The 12991-nt window shown below is 67.5% G+C and carries 12 protein-coding genes; 8 read left to right on the top strand and 4 right to left on the bottom strand.

Annotated features, from left to right (window positions below; all coding sequences use genetic code 11):
- Positions 1-75: 75 nt before the first annotated feature.
- Together DZC73_RS24880 and hemP are read right to left on the bottom strand one after the other, a co-directional pair.
- Positions 76-1113, bottom strand: coding sequence for a hypothetical protein (locus DZC73_RS24880; protein ID WP_124543066.1), 1038 nt, complete (start codon positions 1111-1113; stop codon positions 76-78).
- Positions 1114-1392: 279 nt separating this feature from the next.
- Entirely contained in the window at positions 1393-1575 is a 183-nt protein-coding gene (hemP, locus tag DZC73_RS24875) for a hemin uptake protein HemP (protein ID WP_124543065.1), read from the bottom strand.
- Between the two features lie 157 nt (positions 1576-1732).
- On the opposite strand from hemP, the gene DZC73_RS24870 reads away from it, so the two are divergent.
- The 5 genes from DZC73_RS24870 to DZC73_RS24850 all read left to right on the top strand — a co-directional run bounded on the left by DZC73_RS24870 (position 1733) and on the right by DZC73_RS24850 (position 7630).
- Positions 1733-2941, top strand: a complete 1209-nt coding sequence (locus DZC73_RS24870; protein ID WP_124543064.1) for a DUF2325 domain-containing protein — start codon at positions 1733-1735, stop codon at positions 2939-2941.
- 199 nt (positions 2942-3140) lie between these two features.
- Complete coding sequence (locus DZC73_RS24865; protein ID WP_198414955.1) at positions 3141-4376, top strand: efflux RND transporter periplasmic adaptor subunit; 1236 nt, start codon at positions 3141-3143, stop codon at positions 4374-4376.
- A 57-nt stretch (positions 4377-4433) separates the two neighbouring features.
- Positions 4434-5123: an ABC transporter ATP-binding protein gene (locus tag DZC73_RS24860; protein WP_124543062.1), complete on the top strand. Its 690-nt coding sequence runs from the start codon at positions 4434-4436 to the stop codon at positions 5121-5123.
- Between the two features lie 10 nt (positions 5124-5133).
- Positions 5134-6300, top strand: a complete 1167-nt coding sequence (locus DZC73_RS24855) for an ABC transporter permease (protein WP_124543061.1) — start codon at positions 5134-5136, stop codon at positions 6298-6300.
- Positions 6301-6313: 13 nt separating this feature from the next.
- Positions 6314-7630, top strand: coding sequence for an ABC transporter permease (locus DZC73_RS24850; protein ID WP_161974727.1), 1317 nt, complete (start codon positions 6314-6316; stop codon positions 7628-7630).
- Between the two features lie 47 nt (positions 7631-7677).
- Here the strand turns inward: DZC73_RS24850 and DZC73_RS24845 are convergent, their stop codons facing one another.
- Positions 7678-8307, bottom strand: coding sequence for a LysE family translocator (locus tag DZC73_RS24845; RefSeq protein WP_235835268.1), 630 nt, complete (start codon positions 8305-8307; stop codon positions 7678-7680).
- Positions 8304-8861, bottom strand: a complete 558-nt coding sequence (locus DZC73_RS24840) for a hypothetical protein (protein WP_235835267.1) — start codon at positions 8859-8861, stop codon at positions 8304-8306. The genes DZC73_RS24845 and DZC73_RS24840 overlap by 4 nt, the downstream gene beginning before the upstream one ends.
- 92 nt (positions 8862-8953) lie before the next feature.
- On the opposite strand from DZC73_RS24840, the gene DZC73_RS24835 reads away from it, so the two are divergent.
- The 3 genes from DZC73_RS24835 to DZC73_RS24825 all read left to right on the top strand — a co-directional run bounded on the left by DZC73_RS24835 (position 8954) and on the right by DZC73_RS24825 (position 12979).
- Entirely contained in the window at positions 8954-9904 is a 951-nt protein-coding gene (locus DZC73_RS24835) for a helix-turn-helix transcriptional regulator (protein ID WP_124543058.1), read from the top strand.
- A gap of 94 nt (positions 9905-9998) precedes the next feature.
- The gene (locus DZC73_RS24830) at positions 9999-11789 is read left to right on the top strand and encodes an adenylate/guanylate cyclase domain-containing protein (RefSeq protein ID WP_161974726.1); all 1791 of its coding nucleotides are present in this window, start codon (positions 9999-10001) and stop codon (positions 11787-11789) included.
- A 38-nt stretch (positions 11790-11827) separates the two neighbouring features.
- On the top strand, positions 11828-12979 hold the full coding sequence (locus tag DZC73_RS24825; protein WP_124543056.1) for a phosphatase PAP2 family protein: 1152 nt from the start codon (positions 11828-11830) through the stop codon (positions 12977-12979).
- Positions 12980-12991: the final 12 nt, after the last annotated feature.

Below are 12991 nucleotides of genomic sequence, written 5' to 3'. Positions count from 1 at the left end.
GCATCGTGAGAGAGTGGACCCCCTGGCCTTTGGCGCAGGGGGTCTGCTTGGCATGAATACCAGGCGCGCGTCTGATCAACTCGTCCTCACAAAAAACACCCCCGCCCCCGCCGCCGCCGTCGGCATCAACACAAACCCACCCAGCTTCACCACATACCGCAACCGCCCATTGATCCCGCTCCCGGTCATCAACGGCAGCACCGTCCCGCCAAACGTCACCCGTCGCATCCCCCACCCCGCGGCCCCATCCTGCGGCGTGATCTTGTAGAACACCTGCGCGGCATCCGACGACGCCGTGCTGCCGTAGTAAAGCCAGAAGCAATCATTGGCCGCGTCGTAGCAGCTGCACTCGTACGCTGGGACCGTCGCCGAGCCCGGGTTCGCGGCAGCGATCTGCGCCAGCGAGGCGACCGTCTCCGCATCGCTCGCCCATCCAATGTCCGTGGCCGCCCCGGTGTCCGGGTTCATGAACTGCGCCAGCAACTCGGGGGCGCCATAGCCCTGTCCATCACCCCACTGGAACCCTGCGAAGCGCGAGCGCTTCGAATCCCACTGCCAGCCCCAGCGCAGCTTGCCGGTGTACGTGCCCGGACTGCCCCAGGTGTTCGCGGCCTGGTTCCACAGCTTGCCGGCGTTGGTCCACACGTTGCCGCTGCGCGGGTCGTGGGCCACGCCGTAGTTGCCGCCGGTGGGCACGTCCGGGTAGGTTCCCGCAGGGTCCCACGCCGCGGCGTTGCCAACACTGTGCCCATCGACCGTCGGGAACTGGTAGGCCGCGCCATAGCTGAAGCGCAAGCCGAACAGCATCACCCGGTTGCGCTGCGCGATGTAGAAGGCGTGCTGGTAGCCGTGGCGGCTGGCCGGCTTGCCGTCGGTGTAGTACGCCACGTTGGGCTGCACCGATGTGCTGGGCGCGACGATGGTGCGCCAGGCCGGTGCGTCCTGCAGAAGATCGAGCGCGTAGGCCCCGTTGTCGGCCGAGTCGCCATGGCCGCCATTGGCCGATGAATACAAGGTGCCGTCGTTCAGCGAAAGGCAGCCCCACGCATTGATGCCTGCCGCCGGAACACCCGTGGTACTGCCCGGGACCGCCACGGCGGCATTCAATGCCACGCCGCTGGCCCAGGCCGGCCGCGAAGAAGGTCCGGGAGGAGGCGGAGGTGGTGGTGGTGGAGAAGGCGGCGCCGACTGGCTGGAACTGCCGCCGCCACACCCGGGCAAGGCAGACAACGCGGCAAGGCTTGAACTCAGTTGAAGGAATCGGCGGCGTGTTGTCGTGTCCATCGACGGGGGTGAATGCCTCGGAGCGGCCATCCTAGACGAGGTCTCGTTTCAGACCTGTTTGCCTTTGTTGTCGCGCCACCGTGCAGAAGTCACGAACCGGCGGAGCAACTACTTCGTGAGGATGAGCTTGCCCAGCGAGGTTTGCCGCAATCGATAGATGGCGCCGTGATGCTCGATGAGCACCTCCTGTGCGCCACGAAAGAGCTGCTCGCTGCACAGCACCTGCTCCTGCCGTTGCGCTGCAGGCGTCTCAGTCGGCGGACTGGGCGTCTGGCGTTCGGTGTCGTTCATCGTTGTACTGTCCCTTGGCCTTGCCTTGTGCGATTGCCCGAGCCTGTCGACTCGCATCGCCTTTGCAAATAAGAATCGTTCGCATTATAGTGGCCACTGCGCCATCGCCAGCCATCGCCAGCCCGCGCGTCCTTGACCCCGAGCTGGAGATGTCCTCATGTGCGAAAGCGCCTCACCCACCCCTGCCCACGCCGAGCCGGCCGCACCCACGGGCTCGCGCCGCCGCCGCATCTGGGAGTTCGGCACGCATGCGCACTGCCCCATCGTCGGCGTCTGCCTGCCCATGGCCGCGCTGCGCCGCCTGGTGGACAAGGTGCTGCATGGCCAGACGCTGGCCGATGACTACGAGCTGCACTGCGGCGTGATCGCCGAGTGCCAGAAGCGCAGCGCCATCGCCGAAGCGGTGCAGCGCGAGCTGGACCGGCGCTTCATGCTGTCGCTGCGCGGTGCCGCACAGGCAAAGTCCACCGACGCGCTGCGCCAGTGGTGGCACGACGCTTCGCGCGGCAAGGACCTGGCCGGCGCCTTGTGGGCCACGCTCACTCACGCACGCTGCACGTCCGAGCTGGAGCACGAGGTGCTGGGCGAGATCCACATGATCCAGCACCAGATGGGCATGGCCCGCCGCGTGGACCTGGAACGCTTCGAGTCGCTCATCGACGAGAACGCCGTGCTCTCGCGCCAGCTCGGCGCGGCGCAACAGCGCAGCACGCGCCTGTGTGCCGAGCATGCGCGGCAGATGGAGTCGCAGCAGGCCGAGGTCGTGCGCCTGCGTGCGCAGCTCGCGGTGGTGCAGACGGTGGCGGCTTCTCTGCGTGAGGACATGGCCGCACTGGAAGCCACGGTGCCGGGGCTGACGTCGCGCATCGAACTCGTGCGCGACAACGAACGGCAGATCGAACACATCCGCACGCTGGAGCATGGGCTGTTGCAGTCCCAGCATGAGGCCAATCGGCAGCGTCGCCGTGCGGCCGAACTGGAAGCCGCGCTGGCACAGCGCAATGACGCAGCCGCCGTTGAACAGCCCACTGCCGCGACACCCAGCCTTCACGACCGCGCGGTGCTGTGCGTCGGCGGCCGCCCGGCCAGCGTGCCGGTCTACCGCTACATCGTCGAGAAGACCGGCGGACGCTTTCTGCACCACGACGGCGGCGAGGAGGAAAGCCCTGCCAGGCTCGACGCCACGCTGGCCGCGGCGGACCTCGTCATCTGCCAGACCGGCTGCATCAGCCACAACGCCTACTGGCGCGTGAAGGACCACTGCAAGCGCACCGGCAAGCAATGCGTCTTCGTCGAGAGCCCGAGCACCGCGGGCCTCAAGCGCGCGCTGCGCACGCTCGCACCCGCCACCGACTTTGCGGGCTGACCGCCATGGCCATTCTTCATCAGCAGGTGTGAGCAACCATCACGCGACGTGAGGCGCCGCCGCACTCGCGCACGGACGTGCGCGCTTGTATGATCCGCGCGCCCGCGGTCGCCAACAGGCGTTTCCGGGGCATTTCGTGGACTACGAGAACTCGTAGTCGCGCAGCGCACCGGAAGGATCGAACATCGACACGAACCTGTTGAAAGAACTGCGCATCGACCATGGCGAACGAGAGCCCGAAGGGTCAGGCGTGCCGCGATGGGTCTGGACGGTCGTCGCGGTCGTGGTGGTGCTCGCCGGCCTGGGCGGTGCGGGCTGGTGGCTGCTGGCTGGTCGCGCGCCCACGGTGCAGACAGCCGAAGCCGTGGCACCCTCGCCCACCTCGGCCGTCGGCGCCGTGCTGCAGGCCACGGGCTACGTGACCGCGCGCCGCCAGGCCACCGTCTCGGCGCAGATGACGGGCACGCTCACCAAGGTGCTGATCGAAGAGGGCGACCGGGTGCAGGCCGGGCAGGTTCTGGCGCAGCTGGAAGACAGCGCGCTGAAGGCCACGCTCAATGCCGCACAGGCCAACCTGCTGGCTTCTCAGGCCCAGGTGACGCAGGCACAGGCGCAGCTCGCACAAGCGCAAGCGGACGAGAAACGACAGGCCGAACTGCTGGCCAGCGGCATGACGACGCGCCAGGCCGCCGAGCAGTCGCGCACCGCCGTGACCAACGCCACCGCGCTGCTGGAAGCACGCCGCCGCGAGGTCGATGCCGTGCGCGCACAGGTCGTGCAGGCCAAGGTCAACTTCGACTACACCATCGTGCGCGCCCCCTTCTCCGGCGTGGTGACCGAGAAGGCCGCCCAGGTGGGCGAGATCATCTCGCCGCTGTCCGCCGGCGGCGGCTTCACGCGCACCGGCGTGGGCACCATCGTCGACATGGACTCGCTGGAAGTGGACGTCGACGTGAACGAGGCCTACATCGGCCAGGTCTCGCCCGGCATGCCGGCGCAGGCTGTGCTCGACGCCTACCCGGACTGGAAGATTCCCTCGCACGTCATCGCCATCGTCCCCACGGCCGACCGCGGCAAGGCGACGGTGAAGGTGCGCATCGGCCTGGACCAGAAGGACCAGCGCCTGGTGCCGCAGATGGCCGTGCGCGTGGCCTTCCTCAACCAGAAGACGGCCGACAAGGCCGGCACCCCGCCGCCCGTGCCCAAGGGCGTGCTGGTGCCACCATCGTCGGTGGTGCAGCGCGACGGCAAGACCGTGGTCTTCACCGTCGCCGATGGCCGCGCGCAGCTGCGCAGCGTCACGCCCGCCAAGCTGGACGTGGGCGCGATGAAGCTGTTGCCCGAAGGCGTGAAAGCCGGCGAGCGCGTCATCGTCGCCCCGCCTGAGAACCTTGTCGACGGCATGAAAGTGAAGGTCGACGAGACCGCCCATTGAAACCATGCGATGCCCACGAGGCGCCGCCCATCCGAACCACAGCCAGAAGGACACGACATGGCCAAGCTCATCGAGATCCGCGATTTGTCGAAGGTGTACGAACGAGGCCGGCAGAAGGTGGAAGTGCTCCACAGCATCAACCTCGATGTCGAACAGGGTGATTTCCTGGCGCTGATGGGGCCCTCGGGCTCCGGCAAGACCACGCTGCTCAATCTCATCGGCGGGCTGGACCAGCCCACGGGCGGCAGCATCAGCGTGGGCGGGCAGCGCATCGACCAGCTCAGCGCCGGCGCGCTGGCCAAGTGGCGCTCGGCCAAGGTCGGCTTCGTGTTCCAGTTCTACAACCTCATGCCGATGCTCTCGGCGCAGCGCAACGTGGAGCTGCCGCTCCTGCTCACCAAGCTGTCGGGCGCGGAGCGCAAGAAGCGCGCGAGCATCGCCTTGCAGCTGGTGGGCCTGGCCGACCGCGCGGCACACAAACCCACCGAGCTGTCGGGCGGCCAGCAGCAGCGCGTGTCCATCGCCCGCGCCATCGTGTCGGACCCGACGCTGCTGGTGTGCGACGAACCCACCGGTGACCTGGACCGCCAGTCCGCCGAGGAAGTGCTGGCCCTCTTGCGCGCGCTGAACCGCGACCACGGCAAGACCATCCTGATGGTCACCCACGACCCGAAGGCCGCCGGCTACGCGAACAACACGCTGCACCTGGACAAGGGCACGCTGGTCGAACAGGCCGCCGTGGCCTGAGGAGGCGCTCATGAAATACCTTCACCTCGTCTGGGCATCGCTGTTCAGGCGCAAGACGCGCACCATCCTCACGCTGGTGTCCATCATCGCGGCCTTCCTGCTGTTCGGGCTGCTGGATGCCGTGCGCACCTCCTTCAACCAGGCCGGCCAGAGCGCCAACGGCGCACAGCGGCTGCAGACGGGCTCCAAGCTTTCGTTCATCCAGACGCTGCCGCAGACGCTGCAAGCGCAGATGGAAGCCCTGCCCGGCGTGAAGATGGTGACCTACGCCAACTGGTTCGGCGGCGCCTACCAGGACCCGCACAACCAGGTGTTCAGCTTCGCGGTACCGCCGAGCTACCTCGACGCGTACCCGGAAATGTCGGTGAGCGACGCCGAGCGCAAGGCCTTCAACGAGACCCGCACCGGGGTGCTGGTGGGTGAAGGCCTGATGAGCCGCTTCCAGTGGAAGGTGGGCGACCGCATTCCCATGCAGTCCACCATCTTCCCCGACAAGTCGGGCAGCAAGAACTGGACATTCGACATCGTGGGCGTGATCCACTCCACCGACAAGAAATCCGGCGGCTTCTACGACCAGATGATGCTGCTGCAGTGGAAGTACTTCGACGACACCACGCCCTACAACCGCGGCACCGTGGGCTGGTACGTCACGCGGGTGACCGACGTGAACCAGGCCGACCGCGTGGCCAAGGCCATCGATGCACTGTCGGCCAACTCCGACCACGAGACGCGCACGCTGACCGAGCAGGCCGCCACGGCGGCGTGGATGAAGCAGTTCGCCGACATCGGCCTCATCGTCGGCTCGATCATGGGCGCGGTGTTCTTCACGCTGCTGCTGCTGTCGGGCAACACCATGATGCAGGCCGTGCGCGAGCGCACCAGCGAGCTGGCGGTGCTCAAGACCATCGGCTTCTCCAGCGAGAGCGTGCTGGCGATGGTGCTGGCCGAATCCATCTTGCTGCTGCTCATCGGCGGCCTGGTGGGCATGCTCATCGCCAGCGGGCTCATTCCCGCGGTGAACAAGGGCAGCGGCGGCATGCTGGTGCTGCCGCCGGTGGGCAAGGAAAGCTGGACGCTCGGCATCGGGCTGATGGCGCTCATCGGCGCAGCGGTGGGCGCCCTGCCCGCCTGGAATGCGATGCGCCTGAACATCGTGGATGCACTGGCCGGACGCTGAAGGACGAGACGACATGAACTTCCTGAGGAATCTCCTGTTGGTGGTGATCGTGGTGGTGGTGATGGCCGTGTGGGTGATGCTGCCCTGGCCCGGCGCCGCCGCACTGGCCGTGCTGCTCACGGCGTGGTTGCTGCTCACCCGCCGCGGCGGTCAGGCCCGCTCTGTGGCGAGCGTGGGCATCAGCACGCTCACGCAGCGGCTGGGCTCATCGGCCGTGATCGTGGTGGGCATCGCCGGCGTGGTGGGCGTGCTGGTGGCCTTGCTGGCCATGGCCGAGGGCTATGCCGAGACGCTGCGCAAGACGGGCAGCGAGGACACGGTGATCGTGATGCGCGGTGCGTCGGCATCCGAGGTGATGTCGGGCCTGGACCGCGATGCCATCGTGCAGATCAGCCAGACGCCGGGCATCGCGCGCGACGCCAAGGGCGAGCCGCTGGCTTCGGCCGAGGTGGTGGTGGCGGCCAACCTGCCGGTGATGGGCACCACCACCGACGAGGAAGGCAGCGTGCAGCTGCGCGGCGTGGGCGACCAGGCCTTCGCGGTTCGGCCGCAGGTGAAGATCATCGACGGCCGCAAGTTCCAGCCTGGCCTGCGCGAGCTGCTCGTCGGCAAGGGCGCGGCCAAGCAGTTCGCAGGGCTGTCCGCCGGCAAGCAGATTCGCCTGGGCAGCCAGACCTGGACGGTGGCCGGCGTGTTCGCCTCGGGCGATGCGATGGAGTCGGAGATCTGGGGCGATGCAGCGGTGGTGGCCGACACCTATGGCCGCGGCACCAGCCGCAACTCGGTGAACGCCAAGCTGGCCGATGCGAAAGGCTTCTCGGCCTTCAAGACGGCCATCGATGCGAACCCGCAGCTCAAGGCCGAGACCAGCACCACCATCGACTACTTCAGCAAGCAGTCGGAAAAGATGACGCAGGTGATCCGTGCCATCGGCATCACGGTGGGCGTGATCATGGCCATCGGCGCGATGTTCGGTGCGCTGAACACCATGTTCGCGGCCGTGGCCGCGCGGGCGCGCGAGATCGCGACCCTGCGCGCCATCGGCTTCGCGGGCCTGCCGGTGGTGGTGGCGGTGATGCTGGAGACCATGCTGCTGGCGCTGATCGGCGGGTTGATCGGCGGTATCGCGGCGTACCTCATCTTCAACGGCTATGGCGCGTCGACCATGGCGGCCGGTTCGGTGGGCAAGCTCAGCTTCGAGCTGCGCGTGTCGCCCGAGCTGTTGTGGACGGGCGTGAAATGGGCGCTGGCCATCGGCTTCATCGGTGGCCTGTTCCCGGCGGTGCGCGCAGCGCGGCTGCCGGTGACGACGGCGCTGCGCGAACTCTGATCCCGCGCGGCCGGGCAACAGCCGGTATTGCCCTCAGGGCTGACAGCCTACGGGAACGCCGTCCAGGCCGTGAAGCCGGCCATGGCCATCAGTCCCGCACCCACCACCCGCATCAACACACCCCGGCCCCGCGGATTCGCCTTCAGCCAGCGGCTTCCCCGGCTGGCCGCCACCGCCAGCGCGCCATACACCGCGGCTTGCGTCGCATTGGTCACGGCTGTCAGCTCCGCCACCTGCCCCCAGAAGCCACCGCGTTCGGGGTGCACGAACTGCGGCGTGACAGCGAGCGTGAAGAGGTAGGCCTTGGGGTTGAGCAGGCTGGTGGCGATGGCGCCGCGGAAGGCCTTGCCGGTCGAGGCCGGCCGAGGAGCAGCAGCGTCGTCCACCGACGCCGCCGCGCGCCAGACGCTCCAGCCGATCCACGCGATGTACGCCGCGCCGGCCAGCATCATCGCCATGAACACGCCGGGCACGGCCTTCACCACGAGCGCGATGCCTGCCGCCCCGAACACCATGTGGCACAGACCACCGGCCATGATGCCGGCCACCGCGCTGGCCCCGGACCGCAGCCCGCCCACCAGCGAATGGCCCACCACGTAGGCCATGTCCATTCCCGGCAGCACGATGATGCCGAAGACCAGCGCGAAGTACAGCGCGAGTTCGGGGCCGGTGATCACAGCGCGCCCACCCGCGTCATGTCCATGACCCAGTTGGTCTCCCAGGTCTTGCCGCCGTCGGTGGAAAACGCCTGCTCCCATCGCGGATGTTCGGTCGTCGTGCGCGACCAGGTGTAGCGCACGACGATGGGCTTGCCGTCGTAGGTGTCCGGGCCTTCGAAGATGCCGGTGCCGCCCTCGAAGCGACCGACCACCGGCGGGTCCAGCACGGGGTTGCGGCTGTCGACCCAGTAGATGCTCCACAGCCGCGTCTTCGGGTTGAAGAAGCGCAGCGAGTTCGCCACCACGCCCGGGCGCGTCGGCGTGGTGAACTCGTCCTGGTTGCCCATGCCGCCGAGGGTGGGCCAGCAATGCACGCTCGCATCCCACTCCTCCCATTGCGGCTTGTCCGTCAGCGCCTTCACCATCTTGCGGTTGTGGATGGTCCAGCGGCCGTGGGCGAAGTCGAAGTCGTGGCGGCCGTCGTTGTCCGCGGCAGACGCGGCATCGACTGGCATCACGCAGGTGCTGAGGCACAAGGCGAGCATGCAGACGAGGGGACGCAGAGGGTTCATGGTGGGCTCCTGGTCGATGTGTGTTGAAGGAGCCGCCAAGATACGAGCCATATAGGACATATTCCGTCCTGTATCGAACTACACTGCAGGCCATGCCCGCCCCCGCCACCCGCGTCCTCACCGTGCTCGAACTGCTGCAGGCCCGCGGCATGGTGGGCGGCGCCGAACTGGCCGAGCGCCTGCAGGTGGACCGGCGGACGGTGCGCCGCTACATCGCCATGCTGGAGGATCTCGGCATTCCCATCGCCAGCGAGCGCGGCCGAGACGGCGGCTACAAGCTGATGCCCGGGTTCAAGCTGCCGCCCTTGATGTTCACCGACGACGAGGCGCTCGCCCTGACCGTGGGCTTGCGTGCAGCGCGCCACCTGGGCCTGGCGGAAGCGGCGCCGGCCACGGCCAGTGCGCTCGCCAAGCTCGAACGCGTGACGCCGCCTGCACTCAAGCGGCGCCTGCGCGGCGTGTCGGACACCATCGCGCTGGACATCCAGCCCGGCGCCGCCGGCAACAACGACGCCCTGATGGCGCTGAGCGCGGCCGCATTGAATCAGCAGCGCGTGAGCCTGGACTACCTCACGCCCAATGCACAGCGCACCCGGCGGGAGTTCGATCCGTACGGGCTCGGTTTCCGCGGCGGCCATTGGTATGCGGTGGGCCACTGCCACCTGCGGCGCGACCTGCGCTCGTTCCGGCTCGACCGCATCGCAGGCGTTGAAGCGCTGCCGGCCAGCTTCCGGCGGCCAGACAAGTTCGACGTGCTGGGCTACCTGGCCAATGCCATCGCCACCCTGCCCCGGCTGCATTCGGTGGACGTGCTGCTGGACACCGACCTGGCCACCGCCCGCAAGCACGTCTTCGCGGGCTTCGGCGTGCTGAAGGCGGACCGCCGCGGGGTGCGGCTGCACGTGGAGGCCGAGACGCTGGAGTGGGTGGCGCGGGAGCTGGCGCGGCTGCCCTTCCGGTTCGATGTCATCGCGCCCGAAGAACTCACCCGCGAGGTGCATCGCCTGGCCACCCGTCTGCTGGCCGCCGGCAACTCAGGCTGACGGGCAATCGATCCGCAAAGGGGCAACTACTCCTTGCATGCGCCGGAGCACCTCCTTCAAAATGAGGATTCAAACAAGAACAACCGCGTTCACCATGAGCACGCCCATCAAGGAGGAGCTGTGGTACGGCATGCGCCGGGAGACTCGCACCCTCGTGGTGGTGGATGTCGTCGAGTCGGTGCGTCTGATGGAGGCCAACGAGGCCGACGTCATTGACCGGTGGCGACGGTTCGTCAACGAGGTTCAGACGCAGGTCCTGCCCCGCCATTCAGGCCGATTGGTCAAGAGCCTGGGCGACGGTCTCCTGCTGGAGTTCGAACGCGTGCCAAGCGCCGTGTCAGCCGCCATTGAACTGCAGTCCAGGATCGCGCCTTACAACCTCGGGCGTGATGGCACCACCGCCATGTACTTGCGCATCGGTGCCCACGAAGCCGATGTCATCATCGACGACCTGGACGTGTACGGCGCCGGTGTCAACCTCGCCGCACGGCTGGCCACCCTGGCCCAGGCGGGCGAGATCATCGTCTCCCCGAGGGCACGCGACAAGCTCGCAGACGATCTCGACGCCGACATCGAAGACATCGGCGAGCGCTACGTCAAGCACATTGCCGAGCCGGTGCGCGCCTTCAGGGTGAGGGCACCGACCATGGGCACCAGTGCCACGTCGAGGGCACCCATTGAAGACCTCAGCTCCGCCATCGCGGTCATTCCATTCGCAGCCCGGCAGTCCACGGAAGACACGGCGGTCCTGGGCGAGGTGATTGCCGACGAGGTCATCTGCTCGCTGTCGCGGGCGAGCGAATTGCGCGTCATCTCACGCCTGTCCAGTTCCCGGGTTCAGCATCTCAGCACCGACCTGGATGCACTTCGGCAGCAACTGCGTGTCGCCTACTTGCTGACCGGCGCATTCCAGGTCAGTGCAGACAAGGTTCGCATCACGCTGGAACTGTCGGACACGGTCACGCGCACCGTGGTGTGGGCCGAGGCGTTCAGCGCGTCGCTGCGCGCCCTGCTCGCGGGCGAAGATCCGGTGATCGAGCGGATCGTGTCGGGCACGGGACATTCCATCATCGCCTGCGAACTGCACCGGGTGTCCAGTGCGGCGCCGCAGACGCTGCAGGGCTACAGCCTGCTCCTGGGCGCCATCGCGCTGATGCACCGTGCCTCCGCCACCGAGTTCGAACGCTCCCGGACCATCCTCGAGCATCTCGCCGAGCGGCACGGACGCGTGTCGCAGGCGTATGCGTGGCTGGCCAAGTGGTATGTCATGCGCACCGTTCAAGGCTGGTCACTCGACCGCGCTGCAGATGGCGTCCAGGCGCTGGCGCTGGCCAATCGCGCCCTCGACATCGCGCCGGACAACTCCCTGGCCCTGGCCACCCGCGGTCACGTCCAGGGATTCATGCACCGCGACTTCGACGCCGCCGCAAGAAGCCTGCGGCAGGCCATCGACTGCAACCCCAGCGAGTCGCTGGCCTGGCTCTATACGGGGACCCTGGAGGCGTGGAAGTCCAACGGCACGGCGGCCATGGAGGCGGCCAGCAAGGCTCTGGCACTGTCGCCGCTGGACCCGCTGCGGGATCACTACTACTCGCATGCGGGCTTCGCGGCCCTCACGTCCGGCCACTACGAACAGGCGATCGAATGGTCACTGACGTCGCTGAAAGCCAACCGGCTGCACACGCCCACCCATCGGACCCTGGTGGTGGCGAATTGGCTGAGCGGCCGGCAGGACAAGGCCCGTGAACATGCGCAGGAACTCATGCGCCTCGAACCGTCGCTGACGGTCAAGGCCTACCTCGAACGCTTTCCGGGCGGACCCAGCGACTACGCGCTCATGTCCGCCGAAGCGCTGCGGGCCGCCGGCGTCCCAGCGGGCCACTGACCCACTCACCCTCACACCACCAGCCAGGGAGAACCACGATGAGCGGCTATTCACACTCCAGCCACAGCAGCCATTCGAGCCACAGCAGCCATTCAGATGCGATGTTCGAGTTCGCGGGCCTTGATGCCTACGCCGGCTTTGCCGCGACCGGAATGCTGGCCGAGGCCATGCTGCGCGACCGCGAAGCGCTGGTGGGAAACCTCAAGTCCTCCATCAACACATCGTCGTTCAAGACCTGGCTTGCGAATCCGTTCCCTGCGCCGTTGGATTCACCCGCCAACATGGCACGCTGGGCGCCCCACATCCGTGGCCACCTCTGCGACTTCGAACTCCTGTCGTCGGTGGCGTTCACGGTGTCGGGCACCACCGCAACGCTGCAGACCAGCGACGGCCGGGATGTCGCCATCATCGAGCAGCCTGACATCAGCGCCTTCAAGAGCCAGGTCGATCGGGTGCTGGACTGGGCCATCGTCCGCGAAGACCGGACGTCGGAAATCCTCACCCAGGTGGTGCCTCCCATTGCCTACACCACGGCGCTGTTCGGCCTTTGCGAGGACCGCAGCAAATATGCGATGGAGCTCCTTGCGATCGCGCAGCGTTTCGCGATGTTCGCGCTGATGCGCTTCAAGCACGCATTCGCGTGCCCACGGCCCCACGAATACTCGCCCCTGATCCAGCCCTTGCTGGAGTCGCCTCCGTTTTCGACCTTCCCCGCAGGCCACGCCACCGAGTCGTTCATGTTCGCCACCGTGATGCGCAACCTGGCCGCCTACACCCGCGGCAGCGAGGCCGACAACCAGATGCAAACCCTCGCCGGACGCATCGCCACCAATCGCGTGGTCGCCGGACTGCACTTTCCCATCGACAACGTCGCCGGACGCATGCTGGGCGAAACCCTCGGCGAGTATTTCGTCCACCTGTGTCAGCACACCGCGACGACCGCCGGCAATGGGTGGGTGAAGCGCAAGTTCAAGCGCAGTCCAGCGGCCAATGCACAGGCTGACTTCGACCCGCTGGAACCGATGGACGTCGACACCTGGCCCAGCAAGACGCCGGTGGGCTACTTCGAGGACAACAACGCTTCGAGGATCGAGAAGCCGGCCGCGGCACCTCCAGCATCGCGCGCGCTGCTGTCGTGGCTGTGGGGCCAGGCGGTCGACGAAATGCGGGCCATGGGCTTCCGTGCGTGACAGGAGGCGCTC

It is taken from the genome of Rhizobacter terrae (assembly GCF_003852895.1).
GTDB classification, from domain to species: Bacteria; Pseudomonadota; Gammaproteobacteria; order Burkholderiales; family Burkholderiaceae_C; genus Albitalea; species Albitalea terrae.
Note: the sequence above shows the minus strand (reverse complement) of the source record. Positions and strands in the feature narration are given on the sequence as shown.

Excerpts from the sequence above, each read along its gene's own strand:
- hemP (WP_124543065.1), bottom strand. The coding sequence starts at position 1,575 with ATGAACGACACCGAACGCCAGACGCCCAGTCCGCCGACTGAGACGCCT.
- DZC73_RS24870 (WP_124543064.1), top strand. The coding sequence starts at position 1,733 with ATGTGCGAAAGCGCCTCACCCACCCCTGCCCACGCCGAGCCGGCCGCA.
- DZC73_RS24860 (WP_124543062.1), top strand. The coding sequence starts at position 4,434 with ATGGCCAAGCTCATCGAGATCCGCGATTTGTCGAAGGTGTACGAACGA.
- DZC73_RS24855 (WP_124543061.1), top strand. The coding sequence starts at position 5,134 with ATGAAATACCTTCACCTCGTCTGGGCATCGCTGTTCAGGCGCAAGACG.
- DZC73_RS24850 (WP_161974727.1), top strand. The coding sequence starts at position 6,314 with ATGAACTTCCTGAGGAATCTCCTGTTGGTGGTGATCGTGGTGGTGGTG.
- DZC73_RS24840 (WP_235835267.1), bottom strand. The coding sequence starts at position 8,861 with ATGAACCCTCTGCGTCCCCTCGTCTGCATGCTCGCCTTGTGCCTCAGC.
- DZC73_RS24835 (WP_124543058.1), top strand. The coding sequence starts at position 8,954 with ATGCCCGCCCCCGCCACCCGCGTCCTCACCGTGCTCGAACTGCTGCAG.
- DZC73_RS24830 (WP_161974726.1), top strand. The coding sequence starts at position 9,999 with ATGAGCACGCCCATCAAGGAGGAGCTGTGGTACGGCATGCGCCGGGAG.
- DZC73_RS24825 (WP_124543056.1), top strand. The coding sequence starts at position 11,828 with ATGAGCGGCTATTCACACTCCAGCCACAGCAGCCATTCGAGCCACAGC.